Source organism: Nocardia sp. NPDC059154, from assembly GCF_042755705.1.
Classification (GTDB): Bacteria; Actinomycetota; Actinomycetes; order Mycobacteriales; family Mycobacteriaceae; genus Nocardia.
In genome coordinates this window covers 34,238-50,756 of the sequence record NZ_JBHZCS010000048.1, presented here as the reverse complement: position 1 = coordinate 50,756, position 16,519 = coordinate 34,238, and the positions used below count along the sequence as shown (strand labels likewise).

The following is a 16,519-nucleotide window of genomic DNA, read 5'->3' as shown; positions in this document are numbered from 1 at the left end:
GATGTCATCAGCAGGCCAGGAGCAGGTTATCGGTCAGCTGCTCCGCCACCGGGCGAGCGCGTATCCGGATCGGCCGTATTGCTATGTTGCCGGGAAGGGATACACCTTCGCGGAGTTGGATCGACGGACGGACGAGGTGGCCGCCGGATTCGCCGCACACGGCGTCGGTAAAGGCGATCGGGTGGCCCTGCTGATGCCCAATCGCATCGAGTTCATCGAGGCGTATTTCGGTCTGGCGAAACTCGGGGCGATCCAAGTCCCGCTCAACGCATTCCTCAAAGGCGATTTCCTGCGCCATCAGCTCGCGGATTCCCGCGCTGCTGTGGTGGTCCTGGACAGCGCAGGATACTCCGCGGTCGAGCCGCTGCTCGAGCTCCTGCCCGACCTCCGGCTGATCGTGGCGCTGGATTCGTTGCCATCGGATGGCCCGCTCTCCGGCGTCGAGGTGCTTCCGTACGATGTTGTCGCGTCCGGTGCCGGGACGCCGCCGGAAATGCATGTCTCCCCTGATGACCCGATGTCGATTCTGTACACGTCGGGCACCACCGGCTACCCCAAGGGTTGCGTCTTGCCACACGGCTATTACGCCAGGGTCGGCCGGGTCGCGATCCATGGCCTCGAGTTGACCGAGGACGACTCGCTGTTCGCGCCGTTGCCGATGTTTCATCTCAGTGGCGGCATCTTCATGCTGATCAGCGCCTTGATCATGGGTATCCCGGTGCACTACGCCCCTTCGTTCAGTGTCAAGACGTTTCTGTCCGACGCCACAGCAGCGGGCGCCACCGTCGTGCTGGGGGTCGGCGCGATGAGTCTCGCACTGCTCAGCACGCCCCCGGGGCCGGGGGACCGGGCGCACCGGATTCGCGCGATGATGGTCGCCCCGCTGGCTCCGGCAGACCAGGAGCGCTTCCGGGAACGGTTCGGGATCGAGCCGTGGACCGAGGTATACGGTCAGACCGAATGCATGCCGGTCACGGTGAACCCGATCTCAGCGCCGCGCGACCGGGCCGGCTGCGGGGTGGCGGCTCCCGACTTGGAAGTTGCGCTGCTGCGCGACGATCTCACGTTCGCCCCGGACGGCGAGGTCGGCGAAATCTGCCTGCGCCCCAGGGCGAGATTCGCCATATTCGACGGGTATTGGGACAATGCGACCGCCACGCTGAAGTCGTTCCAGGGTCTCTGGTATCACACCGGCGACTTCGCCCGGCGCCTGCCGAGCGGCCAGATCGCTTTCGTCGATCGCAAGTCGGATGCCTTGCGTCGCAAGGGCGAGAACGTTTCCAGTCTGGAATTGGAGAATGCCAGCCGGCGCATTCCCGAGGTGGCGGACGTGGCTGTGCACGGGGTTCCGGCGGAGACCACCGAGGACGAGATCAAGGCGTGCATTGTGCTGAAGCCGGACACGTCGATGACACCTGAGGGTCTGTTCGAATTCTTCCGGACGGAGCTGCCGTATTTCGCGATCCCACGCTATATCGAAATCCTGGACAGTCTTCCCGTGAACGCCATGAATCGCGTAATGAAGCACCAGCTGCGCGAGCGGCCCAACGGAGACGGCGTCTGGGACTTCACAAAGCTCGGCCTGACTGTCGCCGCGGCCGACCGGCGGTGACCGCGAGGCGCGACTGCCGATGACGTCGGCGTCGGCGAATGTTCGGCGGCGAAACTCAAAAAGGAAGTCTTGACCAGAGCTGCGGCAGGCGCGGTGGTATTGGGGGCAGATATCCCGAGCCTGCCGCCGGTGCCCGCGTCAGCCGGCTTGGGCCGGGCGCAATGTATCGCCGACGCATGCGGCACCGCCTGACGTTGGCGCTGGAAAACCGAGTAGAAGCGGGAGCAACACCACTATGGACCTGACACTCACACCCGAACAGGAAGCGTTGCAAGAGCGCGCCTTCCAGGCCGGCCTGGAGTTCCGTGAGGAAGGGGTGCGGTGGGACCTCGACGACGCGGCACCGTACCGCAAGATCGTGGACCGAATGGGCGAACTCGGTTTCTTCGGCATCAGCATGCCGACCGAGTTCGGTGGCCAGGGATTGACCGCGCTGGACTACTTCATCAGTGCCGCGGCGATCTTCCGCGCCTCCCGGAACTGGCTGTGCTGTGAGGCGCTGTTCTGCACCAGCGGTCCGGGGCCGTCGATGCTGCTGCTCGGTGAGGAGACGGCTCGGCAGAAGTATCTGGAGTCCGTCGTCACCGGCCGCCGCGGCTGCAATATTGCCCTGACCGAGCCCCTGCACGGTTCCGATCTGACCCATCTCGAGACGAGCGCGACCCGGGTCGGCGACGAGTTCGTGCTGCGGGGAAGCAAAAACTTTGTGACCGGTGCGGTGGTGAACGATCTGCACGCGGTCTTCGTCCGATTCGATGGCATACCGGGTGCCAAGGGCATCGGCGCCGTGCTCGTCGAAGACGGCCATCCGGGTGTTCGGGTGGAACGTGGGCCCCGGTTCGTCGGCGACCGCGGAATCCCGCACGGCGATGTGCATTTCGACGATGCCCGCGTGCCCGTGGAGAATCTCCTCTTCGGTCCCGGACAATTCTCCCGCCTGATGTCGGCCTTCAATATGGAGCGGATGCACAACTGCGCGTTCTGGCTCGGCTCGGCCGAGGCCGCCTACGACGAAGCCGCTGCTTTCGTGCAGCAGCGGGAGGCGTTCGGACGACCCGTCATCGAGTTCCAGTCCGTCTACCACACGTTGGCGAATATGTGGACAAACATCGAGGCCCACCGATTGCTGTCCTACCGGGCTGCCGCGTCGGCGGTCGACGGCCGCTACCCGGATGCGCAGGCGGTGACGATCGCCAAACTGTTCGGAGCAACGATGGGACCGCAGGTGACGCTGCAAAGCCTCGAACTGCACGGTGGCTACGGCGCCACTCTGGATTATCCGATTCAGCGCATCCACCGTGACGCCGTCAGCAACGTGGTCGCGGGGGGCTCGCCTGCAGTGTTGCGCAACACGATTGCGGCAGGCTTGTTTCCCGGGCGACGGTTCCCCCAAACCCGGCCGAGCTGATTATCTGCGCGGTCATTGATCATTGGATCCGGGCGCGCCGGGTGCAGGGCGAGCCGCTGGGCCGCCGCAGCGGTCAACCAGACATGCGGGTCGCCGATCACCGCGGTTCGGGTCATCACCGCTACGTCACTGAGCGAGGCAATAGTCGGGCCAAGGCCCAGCGCTGGGCGCTGGGCCTTGAACGCGTGGCAAGGCCGGTGAGCAGTCGGCGGCCGTCCGCGATGACGGAACTATGCCCGGCTGGGTCCGATGGGTTCGGCCTGTCCGAAACCAGCGCCGCCGCAGTCGATCTCGTCCCGATAGCGCCTGGACTGCGGCCTACGACGCCGACGGGAGAGTTCGTGAGGGCGCATGGGTGGCCGAGCTGACCGGGCTGATCGAGTTGTCCGGCCGGCCCGCCGGGATGCGCGTCATCGTCAGAAAGGAACGTCCACACCCGGGCGCTCAGTTGTGATTCACCGACCGTGACCGCATTCGCCACCAACACCCGCACGGGCAGCTGCCCGACCTGGAACCACGTCATCGCCGTCGCGCCCGCTGCGAGGACCGAATCCGCGCCGCCAAGGACACAGGTTTGACCAACCTGCCCCTGCGCCGCTTCGACCAGAATCAGCTTTGGATCGAAATCGTCTGCCGCGCATGCGAACTCACCGCTTTGATGGGGATGCTCGGCTACGCCGAGCATCCCGCCCGCCGCTGGGAACCTTACGGAATACCTTGTTCAGGTGGTTTGCGTCGATAGCCGGGTGGGTCAACGGGATGCGAATCGTGCAGGCACTCGGACCCTCGCGGGCCGTTGTCGTGCATCGCCGATGGTGCGCCCGCTGACCGGGTTCGACAGGGTGCAGAGTTTCGAAGGCGCTCGTGCGACACACCTTCTCGCGTCAGTGCGAGGACGTCGTACTTTGGGTCGCCAGGGAGCAGTTGACCGCCGGTTGCGACGTCCCAGGGTGAGATCCGACTTCTGGCGCCCTTCATGCATGGGTGAGTGCGGTCTGCGCGGCGAGGCGGCCGGCCCATCCGCTGACTCCGCCGCCGGGGTGGGCTCCGGCGGCGGCGAGGAAGTATCGCGGCACTGGACTGGTGTGGCCGCCGAGGCCGCGAGCCGGCCGGTTGACCCCGAACCGCAGCGGGGTCATGTCGACGTGGAAGTACTGGCCGCCGGGTGTTCCGTAGTCGGCCTCGAAATCCGCTGGGCTGGTGACGATTCGGCCGATCTCGCTGTCGAGACCCGTCAGGTGGTGCTCGGCCGCGGACGAGACCGCCTTCTCGTACCACTTCTTGGAGTCGGCCCACCCGTGTCGGGTCTCTGAGGGCACGTCGGCACACAGATACACCACATCCTGGCCGGCTGGTGCCTGAGAGGGGTCATGGCGCGAGAGGATCGACATGTAGATCGGTGGCACGTCCAGGCTGTCACCGACACGCATCGCCTGCAGCTGCCGAATCTGGTCGTCGAAGGTCCCGGTCATCAGCGAGGTCGATCCCACGTCGAACCCGTCGACGGCGCGGCGGGCCTGGTTGGCGGCCGTGAACTCCACGCGTGACGACGTGGCGATGTCGATCTTGAAGAAGGCCACGTTGTTGGCGCTGGCGGGCAGCATCGAGACCTTCGCCTTCGTCGCCGAGTCCAGCACAGAGTCGTCGAGGAGCCGTCCGTAGGCGATCTGCGGCGGTACGGCTGCAAGGACGCCCTTGCGCGCGGTGAGCTCCGAGCCGTCGGCCAACGTCACGCCTTCGGCCCCGGCGGGACCGACGATGACCCGCTGCACAGGCATGTCGGTGATGATGCGGCCCCCATGGTCGGTCAGGTGGGCGGCGAATGCCTTGACCACGCTCCCCATACCGCCGCGGGGACGTTGAATTCCGGGTTCGCGGTGCACTGCCGCCAGGCCGACGCAGAAATAGCCACCGCCGTCCATGTCGATGGGGCCGATCATGCTGGCCCAGTACGTCAACAGCGATCGCAGTTCGTCACCCTCGAAGGTGTCGGCGATGAACTCCACCAGGGTGGAGGAGAACATCCGGCCCAGCCAGCGTCGTGTTTGCCGGCTCGGCGCCAGCCGCAGCAGCTGCCGGGCCAGCGCGAGTTTCGGTAGCTCGGAAGGCGGACGCACCATCAGCATGTTCTGAACGTCGATGAGCCAGTCGAGAGCGGGACGCAGGTCGGCGTAGGTCCGGGCGTCCTTGGCCGAGTACCGCGCCACTTCGGAGAGGGTCCGCTGGAAGTTTCGGAACAGCAGCAAGGTGGCGCCATCGTCGCCGATCCATCCGTAGGGGGCGTCCGGCGCCGAAGTCATGTGGCCATACCGGGCCAACCCGAGGTCGCTGCTGAGGCTGGTGCTCGACATGAACAGGTCATCCATGGCACCGAGACTCAGCAGATGTTCGGGCGCGTCGGGCAGGTAGGGGTGACTGTTGGCCAGACCGCCGAGAATCGGCCGCTGCTCAACGACCACCACCGACGCGCCGCTGGCGGCCAGGGTGCACGCGGCGCTGAGGCCATTGTGGCCGCCGCCGATCACGATGTAGTCCCACACCTGCTCGGGCATTCGCTAGCCTCCAAACCAGAATGATGATTCAATTTCGACTGACCATTCGAGTTTTCCATAACTCTCACTGAGAAATCCAGCGGGCCGGCGCATCCCGCGCGCGGCCCAGCCGAGGAGGACTTCCATGACTGCAGTTGTGCCGGGATCCGGATCCGCCACCGTTGCCCCCCCTTCGCGAACGGCTAGACCTGTCGTGTGGTGGGCCGTGCTCGGCGCCGTGTACCTCGCCGTCACCGCCTTCGTCATCATCCGGTGGGTCACGGGACCGTACTTCGAACTGGTACCTACCGGACCGACGCCGGTCCCGACCTACATGAAGGTCGCGATCATGGCGTTTCAGATCTGTTCGATCCCGGTGGCGCTGCTGCTCGTCTACCGGACGGTGATCCGCCCATGGCGGCGCGAGCGACGCGTGGCTGCCGACGGGCTCATCATCCTCGCGACCTGCACGATGTGGTTCCAGGATCCGATGTCGGCGTACGGAGGGCATTGGTTCACCTACAACAGCTGGGCCTTCAACCGAGGGTCTTGGGTGAACTCGGTGCCGGGTTGGCTGTCCTTCGGCGAACCGAGCCGCATGCTCGTGGAGCCGTTCCTCATCGTCTGCGGCGCGTACGTTTACGTCTTCGCGATCTCGACCGCCGTGGGCTGCGCGCTGCTTCGACGGCTATCGACGCGATGGCCGGGCATAGGCAAGCTGGGCATGCTTGCGGTCTGTTTCGTGGTCATGTTCTTCGTCGACATCGTGATCGAAGGAATGGTGTTCATGCCGTTCGGTGTCTGGGAGTACGCCGGCGGGCACTGGAAGATCTTCGGAGACCGCTACTTCGCGTTTCCGATCCACGAGGCGCTCTGCGCGAGCGCAGCATTCACCCTGGTGGCGGCGTTGCGGTTCTTCACCGACGACCGAGGGCAGCTGGTGACCGAACGTGGCGCCGATCGCCTGCGCCTCGGCGAGCGCTCCCGGCTCCTGGTCCGCGCACTGAGCACGGTCGGTGCCGTCAACGCGATCTTCTTCGTCTGCTACAACCTTCCGCACACGTGGGTCGGCCTGCATTCGACCGAGTGGAACAAGGATTTCGTGAGCCGTTCCTACTTCACCAACGGTCTGTGCGGCGACGGGACCGACCGCGCCTGCCCAGGTCCAGGCGTGCCGAACATTCGCAACGGTGGCGCGTACGTCACCCCCGACGGGAGGGTTGTCCTCCCCGAGGGAGCCACGATTCCCAAACAGGTTCCGTTCGATCGCTGAGGCGGTATGCGCGCGTTCCCTCCACTAGCAACAACCCGCCCCGACTCGACAGGGACGGGCCATGGCTCAGACGGCCGAGCGATGTGCCGTCCGCCGAGCTGGGCTCCGTCAGACGGTCGGGGATGCATCAGGACGCATCCCCGACCGGACCAAGTCCCGTGCCTGGTCTCGCGGGATCCCGACGAGGCGAAGAACCGCTTCCGCACACAGCGACGCAGCGTTCGGGCCGGCATTGCCCTCCACGAGGGATCGGACGGTGGCAAGGATGATGGCAACCAGGGTGTGCACCCACGTGTCGCGATCGGGGCAGTCGAAGCGCCCGTTCTCGATCCCACGGTCCACCAGGGGTTCCAGGCGTGGGCGCACCAGTCGCTCGAAACGAGCATCCGCATCATCGAGCTGAACCAGCAACGATGCCAGGTCGGGGTCGCTGAAACACACTCCGACGAGGCGCTCCGCCCATTCGACCAACGCCGCGGCCGGATCCTCGATGCCGTCCACGACGTCTCCGATGGCCGTCGCGATCGAGGTGCCCGCCTCGTCGATCACAGCGGCGATCAGTGCCTGCTTGCTCTCGAAATGGGAGTAGAACGATCCCTGCCCCACGTCACTCATCTCCGTGACATCGGTGACCCTGATGTTGGCCTCGCCCAGGTCCGCGATCAAGGTTCGTGCCGATCTCAGCAGATCCTCTCGAACGCGCTGGCGCTTACGCTCACGCCGTGAGGGACTCGGTTCCACGGCGGACATGCTATGCCACCCGGGTCGTGCTCAGGTCGTGGGCGTCAACGCAGGTCGGCGAACGAAGGCAATGGACGCGCCACGATTGCTGAAATCTCGTCCCGATCGATCCCGACGGGGACAGACCGATCGCTGTGCCCGCCATCGCTGCTCCCCGGGTAACGGGAAGATGGTGCTCAACACCTTCGCGGTGGTCGCAACCAGCAGTGGTGTTCATCTCGGCTTGGAACGATTGCCTGTGGCCCGCGTTGGTTCTGCAGCAGTCGGATTCGGTGGTGCAGGTCGGGGTGCGCAGCTTCCTGTCCGCTGAAGGAAACAACTGGGTGTGGTGATGGTGTCGACCGATGGCGCGAATCACGTCGTCGGCGCAACGGCTACCTCGGAGTCGGCGACGGCTGTTGCGTCGACGCCGAAACTGATGTCGGTCGACAATTTTCGTGACCTCGCCGGCCCGGCGCGCGGTTACCGGACCGGCAGCGGTAGAAGTGCCCGGCTCGGTGTTGTCTACCGCTCGAACGCGTTGTCTCCCAACGCCTCCGATCTCGCCACCCTGAGTACGCTCGGCATCCGTGCGGTGTACGACCTCAGAACGACCAAGGAGGTCGAGGCCAAGCCGGACAAGGTTCCGTTGGGTGCGAAATACGTGAGGGTCGACATCCTCGGCGATGCCTCCTCGGCGGCCTCGGTCGACCTGACCACGATCACCTCCGATTCGGCACGGGCGATGTTGAGCGATGCAAACCGTGACTTCGTGGCGAACGAGAGCCAGCGGCGCGAATTCGCCACACTGCTCACCGACATCGCTGAGGCCGACGGGCCGGTGGTGGTGCATTGCACGTCGGGCAAGGACCGCACCGGCTGGGCATCGGCGTTATTGCTGACGGTGGCGGGCGTCTCGCAGCAGGACATCATGAGCAACTATCTGCTGACCAACCAATACTCCGCTGCCTCGATAGACGCGACAGCCCGTGCCACCGCCGACAGATACGGCACTGTGCGCGGTGAAGGTATGCGAATCGCGATGGGCGTCTTCCCGGAAGCTCTGCAGGCCGGGTTCGATCAGGCGACACGGCAGTTCGGCGGCATGGACGGGTATCTGAAGGATGGGCTCGGCCTCGGTCAGACGACGCTCGACCTGCTGAAGAGCAAACTGACGGTCTGACGATTGCGATGCCGGACTCGGCACGGTGGTCTCATGTGAACCAGCGTTCTTCATGGTCGCAAGAGTGACATCATCTGCAGGTCAGGCGGGTGTTCGGTGCGACACGCCTGACCTGGACTTGTGAACATATGATCACAGAATGAAGCGGGACGAGCAGATTCTGAAGGCTGCCGAGGGCCTGTTCTACGAGCGGGGGTTCCACGGTGTCGGAGTGGCGGAGATCGGTAAGCGCGCAGGCGTTACGGGATCGGCCATCTACCGCCATTTCGGAAGCAAGGACGAGATCCTCGGAATGCTGTTCGATCAGGTGGCGGACCTGCTCCTGATGACGGTCGGTCAACCGCTGGATGATCCACAGCAGGACCTGGAGGTTCTGGTCCGGGCGCATGTTCGGTTCGCAGCCGAGAACTACCGGCTCGCGGCCATCTGGGCGCTCGATGTGCGTGCACTTTCGGGTACTTATCTGCGGAGCTTCCAGAGAAGGCAACATCTCTATACCGACCGATGGGTCAGCTGCCTCGATCGGTGCTACCCAGGACACACGCGGGAAGATCTGATCACGGCCATCAGAGGTGTATGGGCGCTGCTCATGTCCGACAGCTGGCGGCCGCGCACGGGGGCGGTATCGCCTGACGTCGAGGCGATCCTCGCCGGTATCGCTCTCGCCGGCTTGGCCACACTGCGTGTCGCCAACTCGGCGCATGTCCCCGGCTGAAGTCCGGCATTGGCACGAGCACGCCCGGATGCGCCGATTCGGCGGCGCGGCAAACACACCGGCCTGCTTGTGGCGCAAGTAGCGCTGCTCCCGCGCGTGCGGAGCATCTCCCGCAGCGCGGTCGAGTATCCCAGCGCGCCGTCACCGGCGGCCAGAATACGAGCGATCATGCCGTTGCGGCGGCAGATCGGTCCGCGGCTCGGCTGATTCGCGGTAGCCGCCGCTCATGCCCGCGACCAGTTCTTTGCAGTCGCCGTGGGCGGACGCCGATCATCACCAGCGCGGGCATTTTCTCGTGCTCCAACCGGACCTTCGGGTGGATACCGTTCATCCACGGGTAGGACATCGTCCATTTTCGAAAGATCCCGGGCTGCAAACGTTTTCGCTTGGTCCTGCCACTGGCGGGTGGGCCGAGGGATCGACGTGGGCGAGAGGCCCGATGTGGAGGCGGCGGTCCCGCTCGTCGACAACCCTGCGGCCATCGGTGCACCTTGACCGAGGACTGCAACCGACTCGCCGCGCTGGCATGACCGTCGGTCTACGTGAAGCCGGGGTTGCGCCAGCGGCCGTGTCGCCGCGGATTCAGTGGCGCCAGATCCGCCAGCGAGCTCCCAGTGAGAGTGATCATTCGCTCGCATACGTAACTTGATTTAGGCAAATAGCCAGCTCAAGACATATATTTCAACTCTATGGAAACGATCATTCACAAATCATCGATTCTCTTGCTACGCTGAGGTCGGGAGGCGCCCTGCAGTGCCCTGATTCGACCGGATGCGTTCCGGTGTCCCGCCACCCTGACCCGAGAAGGAGATTGCGATGGGTTATCCGATTCCTGACGAGACTTCGCTTCGTGGCCCGTTCCGTCCGATGCGTTTCGAGGCCACGATCGAGGAGTGCATCGTCACGCACGGGGAGATACCGAAGGATCTCGCCGGCGGCTTCTACCGGGCCGGGCCGACCTGGAAGCGGCCGACGCGTCAAGGCAACAATCCGGTGCTCGGCATGGACGGCATGATCCAGGGCCTGGTGTTCGACAACGGCCGGGCCGACTTCCGGAACCGCTGGGTCCGCACCCCCAAATACCTGCTCGAAGAGAAGTACCGGCGCGGGATGTTCGAATTGAGCGACGGCGACTTCGGCGACTGGCGCGACTTCGGGTGGGGCTGTGTGCGTCGTGATCAGTACAACCAGGGAGTTCCGCAGGGGACCAACAACGTGAACGTGTTCCCGTTCGCGGGTGACATGGTCGCCGCGGGGGAGCAGGGTGGCCCGCCGATCGCGCTGGATCCCATCACCCTGGAGACGAAGGGCGTCGTGAATTGGTCACCACAGCTCAGTGGGGGTTTCCATGGCAAGTCCGCCTTCGGTGATGCGAGTTTCACGGCGCACCCGAAGTGGGATCCCGACACCGGTGTCCTGTACGGCTGGACCTATCGCGACGAACAGCCCTACCTGACGATGCACTTCGTGCATCCGTCCGGCCTGGTCGAGTCGCGGGATATCTGGGATGGCCCGTACAACTCTGTCGCCCACGACATCTGGCTGACACCGGAATGGGTCGTCATGCCGTTCCAGCCGTTCACCGCGAGCCCCAAGCGCATCGAGAAGGGACTGGGCGTCTTCGGCTGGGAGACCAACCTGCCGATTGTGCTGGCGCTCATCCCGCGCCACAACCTGCAGGGCGAGATCCGCTGGATCACAACCGATCTCGAACCGCAGTACATCATGCACACGATGAGCGCGAACGTACAAGGCAATACCCTGACCCTGGACGGGCCGATCTTCAACCGGCCGCCGTTCCCGTTCGAGCACGATTTCGCCGAGGGCGACGACGTTGCCCTGTTCTTCAGCATTTCCAAGAGCCACCTGGGCCGCTGGACGATCGACCTCGAGACCGGGGCCTCGCGTTCCGAACAGCTCTCCGACCGCCCGTCCGAACTCCCCAAGGTCGACGAACGGTTCTACGGCAAGGGTTATCGGTGGGGCTTCCAGGTGGGCGGCCGGATCAAACGCGGCGCCATGTCGATGAACAGCCTGGTGGTCACCGACATGCACAGCCTGAGCGAACAGGTGTACGAGATCCGGCACGACCAGCCGGCGGCCGTGTTGGAGTCGACCTTCGTTCCCCGGGAAAAGGACTCGGCCGAGGGCGACGGATACGTCATCGTTCCGGTGTCGTGGTGGGCTGAGAATCGCGGGGAATTCCAGATCTTCGATACCTATGACATCACCAAGGGGCCGATCTGTCGCATCGAGCTTCCTTTCGCGCTCGGTTGGACGCCGCACGGTCACTGGAAAGACTTCCGCTGAGCCTGCGGACGCCGCTCACTCAGCGCCGGCCGGCAAGGCCGGTATCCAGAAGCCATCCATAAGAAAGGTCTCGACAAATCATGAAGGCAACCGAGTACTGGCAGCCGTCAGGTACCAACACCGAGGCAGGTGTCTCGTGACCTCTGTCGATGAGTGGGGTGCGATGTTCACTCTGAACGCCGATCAGGAGGCGTTGCGGGAGAAGGCGCTCGCAGTCGGGCGCGAGTTGCGTGAGGATGGCGCTCGGTGGGACAAGGACAATTACGCGCCCTACCGTGAGGTGTGTGCCCGCATGCGCGAGGCGGGACTGCTCGGCCTGACGATGCCGACCGAGTACGGCGGGCAAGGTGGTAGCGCCCTGGACTATGTCATTGCCGTGTCGTCGATTCTCCGTGCCGGCCAAACCTGGATCGGTCCGGAGCCGCTGTTCTGCACTACGGGCCCCGGCGCTTCGATGATCCTGTTGGGTCATGAGGGCGTCCGCAAGAAGTATCTGCCGCAGGTTGTCCGCGGGGACCTCGGCTGTGCGATCGCGTTGACCGAGCCTGAGCACGGCTCCGATCTCACCCATCTCGAGGCGACCGCGGTTCTGGACGGCGACGAGTACGTCGTCAACGGTTCCAAGGCCTTCATCACCGGCTCCGGGGTCAATGAGCTCTACGCGACTTTCGTGCGCTTCGACGGCATCCCCGGAGCGAAAGGTGTTGGCGCGCTTGTCATCGAGGCCGATCGCGCGGGGGTGACCTCGACGCCCGGTCCGGAGTTCGTCGGTGACCGCGGCATTCCGCACGGTGACGTCCGGTTCGAGAACGTTCGGGTGCCGGCGGAGAACCTGATCGTGGGTGCCGGGCAATTCGGCTGGCTGATGTCGGCCTTCAATATGGAGCGGCTGCACAACTCGGCGCTGTGTCTGGGCATCTCGGAAGCGGCCTACGACGAAGCGGTGACGTTCGCGCAGACCCGACAGTCCTTCGGCCGCCCCATCATCGAGTTCCAGTCGGTGTATCACAGCATCGCGGACATGTGGGTCAAGATCGAGGCGCAACGTCTGCTGGCGTATCGAGCGGGTGCTACGGCTCGGGAAGGCCGGTTCCCGGATGCGCACGACGTTACGGTGGCGAAGTTGCACGGCAGCAAGATCATGACAGAAGTCACGATGAGCAGTTTGGAGTTGCACGGTGGATACGGGGTGACTCTCGACTATCCGATTCAGCGGATCCACCGTGATGCAATCAGCAGTGTGGTCGCCGGTGGGGCGCCGGCGGTGCTCCGTAACAGCGTGGCATCGATGCTGTTCCCGGATCGCCGATTCTCGCAGACACGGAATTCGTGATGCAGGGCGGCGATTTGAGGGCGTCCGCGATCGCGGTGCTCGAATCACTCGTGGATGTCGAGCGCGTAGACGAGTTTCTCGATCACCTCGACGAGGATGCCCGATGGACTATCCCTGGATCCTGGCCGCGGATCTCCGGCGTCAAGGACAGGACTGCCATCGAGGGCTTCATGCGCCGTGTCTTCCCTGCCGGGTTCCCTGAGGGGCTCGAGGTCGACATCCATGCGGTGCACGTCGATGAGCCGACGGTTGCGATCGAGTTCATCGGCCGCGCGCGAACGTCGAAGCATCGAGACTATGTGAACAGTTACTGCTTGGTGTTCGTGTTTCGCGAGGGCAAAGTGCTCGAGATCCGCGAGTACATGGACTCGCTGTACGCCGATGGCGTGCTTCACAAATAACGCGGCTCGGGTTGTCCTGTGACGGGCGGCCGACATGGACGCGGTTGTCCTGCCGAGGGAGAAAACCTGGCAGGACAACCACTCGCGCTCGAGGGATCGAACCATCATCGAGTACCAGCAAAGGCTGGCATAACTGCACGAGGCGAGGATCTGAAGCGGTTGTGCCAGCCGGTGTCATGACCTCGGCGCCAATTGCCGCCCGCCGAGGCGCAGAAGGGACGACCCGATGACTGTCCAGTTCGAAATAGTGGACGGGGTAGCGATTGTCATGCTGAACCGACCCGACGTGCACAACGCGATCGACGTTCCGACCGCGGAAGCGCTGGCCGACGCGGTGGACGAGATCGACCGCAACGACGAGGTCGTGGTCGGAGTCCTCAGCGGCGTGGGAAAGACATTCTGCGCCGGGACCGACCTGAAGGCGTATCACTCCACAGGTCGGTTGCCTGTGACGCAACGGCGGGGTGGCTACGGCATCCTCGAGCGACCACCCACCAAGCCGATGGTGGCCGCCGTCCAAGGGCAAGCGTTGGGCGGCGGTTTCGAGCTGGCCCTGGCATGTGACCTCATAGTGGCAGAGTCGGGTGCCCGATTCGCTCTTCCCGAGGTCAAGTTCGGTCTGCTGCCGGTGGGCGGGGGCATATTGCGGCTACCGCGGCGTATTCCGCGCGCCCTCGCACTGGAGATGATTCTGACCGGTGAGGGGATCGACGCTGAACGAGCCGCCGAATTAGGTCTGGTCAACCGCCTGGTGTCGGTCGGCGACGGGCTGGACGCTGCGCTGGTACTGGCTCGTTCGATCGCAGGCAACGCACCCTTGTCGGTGCGGGTCGGCAAGCAACTGTTCGACGAGTCGGCGGACTGGTCGCGCGAGGAGGCATTCGCGCGCCAAGCGGTACTGGCGGATCCAGTGCTCAACGGCCACGATGCGACCGAGGGGGCTCGTGCGTTTGTCGAACGTCGCCGCCCCGTCTGGACCGGTGCCTGACAGTCGTCGGTCCCACCGCTCCGCTGGCCAGGCTCCGAGATCCGGGAGTGCATGGACACGCTCTATGGCGATGGTGTGCTTCACAATTGACGCAGATCGGGTAGCCCAGCGACGGGCGGCCGGCCCGGACACGGTTGTCCTGCCGAGCGAGAATGCGGGGCAGGACAACCGGCGCAGGTGCTGCGTGGATGATTCGCTTACTGCGCCGACGACGTCCTCGCCGCCGACGATTGCATCGTTACTGAAACCGCTTCGCCCCCAACACTTTCCACCCGACGGCTCGCACGCAACATTCCCCAGGTCATGGTCACCATCCACGCAAAGAACGAGACGCAGAGCAGATACCACGCGATAAGCCCGTTCCAGGCGAACGGTCCCGTTTTCGTGAATACCACGAGGCTGCCCGAGGCAACGCCGATTGCACTCCAGATGCATAGGTAAGCCGACCACCGTGGCAACAAGGGCTCGCTGCGGCGGTCCAGCAAGACCACGATTGCCATAATCGCCATCTGCACCATTGCGGTACCGACGATCCCGACGTACGGGAGCCAAGCGAGGTCGTTGAGCAGCTGAACCATCTCGGCGCTCCGTCCACTGCGATACGCCGCCGTTTGCCAGGCCAGTTGCGGGAAGATGAACTCAAGCAGCAGGCACGAACCGGCGACCGTCTGTGCAGTGGCCAACGGCGAATCACTCCCGGCGATGCGACGGATCTGATGCGTGAGCGCAGCGACGTAGAAGGCCAGCAATGGCGCAGCCGCGGTCGCAATCCAGATGCCGATGCGGATCCGATTCCGCTTCCCCGCGAACATATGTGCGACGGTGGTCGCATCCCAATTCGGCGAGGGGGGTGGGATGAATCCGGCGACTATCCAGAATCCGATAAGAAAGAGCGGCGCGAAACCGAACCCGGCCCATACGCAGAAGCGCTGCTGTCGTTCTGTCATGTCCCTTCTCCTGCCCTTTGTGGCTGTACCCGTGGCTTTCCGGATCCCGCTCGGCCCGGCGACGGAGATGCGCGTGAGGAAGTCGGCCCCTGCGTTCCGTCCAGATGTGCTCTCCCACGCGATCGCGCTCTTTGAACACGGTGGGTGTGTACCCGGCCCGGCATAGATCATGGGCGGCGACCAGGCGCCGATTCCGGCGCCGATGACGGCTACCGAGCGTCCCTGAGTCCGTGCCGCTCAATGATTTTGATACGATGTCAGATACAATGTAATTGTATTGACATGCGGAGGTCAACAGTTAGATTCGAGTCATGCCGAGACCACGCGGCCGCCCCGCGGCGATCGATCGTGACACCCTGATCGCGACAACGCTGCGCATCATCGACACCGAGGGCATCGAGGCGGTCACGATGCGACGCCTGGCCGCTGAACTCAACACCAGCCCGATGGCTCCCTACCGGCATGTCGCCAGCAAAGAGGAACTGCTCCAGGTTGCCGCCGCCGCATTGGTCGACGACATCACCATCCCGGTACCTGGCACTCCATGGCAGGACGCCCTGCAGACGTTCTTCGAGAGCTTCCACGACCGCCTGCTCGACCACCCCGGTGTTGCCCGCCTGTTCGGAGGCCAAGCATTCTTGAGCGACACCGTGTATGCAGTCGCCGACCCGGTCTTCACGATATTGATCGAGGCCGGCTTCGACGCGCAGACCGCCGTCTCGCTGTTCATGGCCTGTGCAAGCTGCAGCATCGGGGCCGCCGTATTGGAGGCCGCCGCAGCGGCGCAACAGGACGGCACCGCCGGCGACGATCTCGTCGTCGTGGTCGCAGCGAAGAAGTATCCCGGGATCGCAGCTGTCGCACCCTACCTGCCGGCCCGCGAAAGGCCAGGTTCGTACTCCAAGGCGCTGCGCAATCTCATAGCGGGATACGCGGCGACACTGCAGCAGCCCACAGCGGAGAGCGTCGAGCGCTGATCCGATCAGGCCGTTGATGGATGAGGATGAATTGTTTGGTCCGCGCACCTGACCTGGGGAGGATGATCCTCAGGGTGCGGCGTCGCTGCTCGTGTCCGGGTCCCGCGTTCCTATCGGATCG

General features: G+C 64.4%; 13 protein-coding genes and 2 pseudogenes. 11 read left to right on the top strand and 4 right to left on the bottom strand.

Going from position 1 to position 16,519, the window contains the following annotated elements; translation table 11 throughout:
• Nucleotide 1 precedes the first annotated feature (1 nt).
• From ACFXN1_RS33760 to ACFXN1_RS33750, 3 genes and pseudogenes are all read left to right on the top strand, one after another.
• Complete coding sequence (locus ACFXN1_RS33760; protein ID WP_379441465.1) at nucleotides 2-1,612, top strand: AMP-binding protein; 1,611 nt, start codon at nucleotides 2-4, stop codon at nucleotides 1,610-1,612.
• Between the two features lie 235 nt (nucleotides 1,613-1,847).
• A complete protein-coding gene (locus ACFXN1_RS33755; protein ID WP_379441458.1) occupies nucleotides 1,848-3,020 on the top strand; it encodes an acyl-CoA dehydrogenase family protein in 1,173 nt (390 codons plus the stop codon).
• Between the two features lie 295 nt (nucleotides 3,021-3,315).
• Nucleotides 3,316-3,726, top strand: a pseudogene (locus ACFXN1_RS33750) (transposase); the annotation flags it as partial.
• A gap of 268 nt (nucleotides 3,727-3,994) precedes the next feature.
• Here the strand turns inward: ACFXN1_RS33750 and ACFXN1_RS33745 are convergent.
• Nucleotides 3,995-5,572 (bottom strand): phytoene desaturase family protein, encoded by a 1,578-nt coding sequence (locus tag ACFXN1_RS33745; RefSeq protein ID WP_379441457.1) that lies wholly within the window; start codon nucleotides 5,570-5,572, stop codon nucleotides 3,995-3,997.
• 124 nt (nucleotides 5,573-5,696) lie between these two features.
• Here ACFXN1_RS33745 and ACFXN1_RS33740 point away from each other — a divergent pair, with 124 nt between their 5' ends.
• On the top strand, nucleotides 5,697-6,824 hold the full coding sequence (locus tag ACFXN1_RS33740; protein ID WP_379441456.1) for a spirocyclase AveC family protein: 1,128 nt from the start codon (nucleotides 5,697-5,699) through the stop codon (nucleotides 6,822-6,824).
• A 108-nt stretch (nucleotides 6,825-6,932) separates the two neighbouring features.
• On the opposite strand, the gene ACFXN1_RS33735 is transcribed toward ACFXN1_RS33740, so the two are convergent.
• Complete coding sequence (locus tag ACFXN1_RS33735) at nucleotides 6,933-7,574, bottom strand: TetR/AcrR family transcriptional regulator (protein WP_379441454.1); 642 nt, start codon at nucleotides 7,572-7,574, stop codon at nucleotides 6,933-6,935.
• A gap of 322 nt (nucleotides 7,575-7,896) precedes the next feature.
• Between ACFXN1_RS33735 and ACFXN1_RS33730 the strand changes: the two genes are divergently transcribed.
• Nucleotides 7,897-8,727 (top strand): tyrosine-protein phosphatase, encoded by an 831-nt coding sequence (locus tag ACFXN1_RS33730; protein ID WP_379441463.1) that lies wholly within the window; start codon nucleotides 7,897-7,899, stop codon nucleotides 8,725-8,727.
• Nucleotides 8,728-8,866: 139 nt separating this feature from the next.
• Nucleotides 8,867-9,442 carry a TetR/AcrR family transcriptional regulator gene (locus tag ACFXN1_RS33725; RefSeq protein WP_379441453.1) on the top strand — a complete coding sequence of 192 codons (576 nt, stop codon included), beginning with the start codon at nucleotides 8,867-8,869 and terminating at the stop codon, nucleotides 9,440-9,442.
• Nucleotide 9,443: 1 nt separating this feature from the next.
• On the opposite strand, the pseudogene ACFXN1_RS33720 reads toward ACFXN1_RS33725, so the two are convergent.
• Nucleotides 9,444-9,915 (bottom strand): annotated as a pseudogene (locus tag ACFXN1_RS33720) (IS256 family transposase); the annotation flags it as partial.
• Between the two features lie 343 nt (nucleotides 9,916-10,258).
• On the opposite strand from ACFXN1_RS33720, the gene ACFXN1_RS33715 reads away from it, so the two are divergent.
• The 4 genes from ACFXN1_RS33715 (at nucleotide 10,259) to ACFXN1_RS33700 (ending at nucleotide 14,474) form a co-directional block, all read left to right on the top strand.
• Complete coding sequence (locus ACFXN1_RS33715; protein ID WP_379441451.1) at nucleotides 10,259-11,752, top strand: carotenoid oxygenase family protein; 1,494 nt, start codon at nucleotides 10,259-10,261, stop codon at nucleotides 11,750-11,752.
• Between the two features lie 136 nt (nucleotides 11,753-11,888).
• A complete protein-coding gene (locus ACFXN1_RS33710; RefSeq protein ID WP_379463753.1) occupies nucleotides 11,889-13,085 on the top strand; it encodes an acyl-CoA dehydrogenase family protein in 1,197 nt (398 codons plus the stop codon).
• On the top strand, nucleotides 13,085-13,486 hold the full coding sequence (locus ACFXN1_RS33705) for a nuclear transport factor 2 family protein (protein ID WP_379441449.1): 402 nt from the start codon (nucleotides 13,085-13,087) through the stop codon (nucleotides 13,484-13,486). The genes ACFXN1_RS33710 and ACFXN1_RS33705 overlap by 1 nt, the downstream gene beginning before the upstream one ends.
• 226 nt (nucleotides 13,487-13,712) lie before the next feature.
• A complete protein-coding gene (locus tag ACFXN1_RS33700; protein WP_379441447.1) occupies nucleotides 13,713-14,474 on the top strand; it encodes a crotonase/enoyl-CoA hydratase family protein in 762 nt (253 codons plus the stop codon).
• 197 nt (nucleotides 14,475-14,671) lie between these two features.
• On the opposite strand, the gene ACFXN1_RS33695 is transcribed toward ACFXN1_RS33700, so the two are convergent.
• The gene (locus ACFXN1_RS33695; RefSeq protein ID WP_379441446.1) at nucleotides 14,672-15,421 is read right to left on the bottom strand and encodes a hypothetical protein; all 750 of its coding nucleotides are present in this window, start codon (nucleotides 15,419-15,421) and stop codon (nucleotides 14,672-14,674) included.
• Between the two features lie 311 nt (nucleotides 15,422-15,732).
• On the opposite strand from ACFXN1_RS33695, the gene ACFXN1_RS33690 reads away from it, so the two are divergent.
• The gene (locus ACFXN1_RS33690) at nucleotides 15,733-16,398 is read left to right on the top strand and encodes a TetR family transcriptional regulator (RefSeq protein ID WP_379441445.1); all 666 of its coding nucleotides are present in this window, start codon (nucleotides 15,733-15,735) and stop codon (nucleotides 16,396-16,398) included.
• Nucleotides 16,399-16,519: the final 121 nt, after the last annotated feature.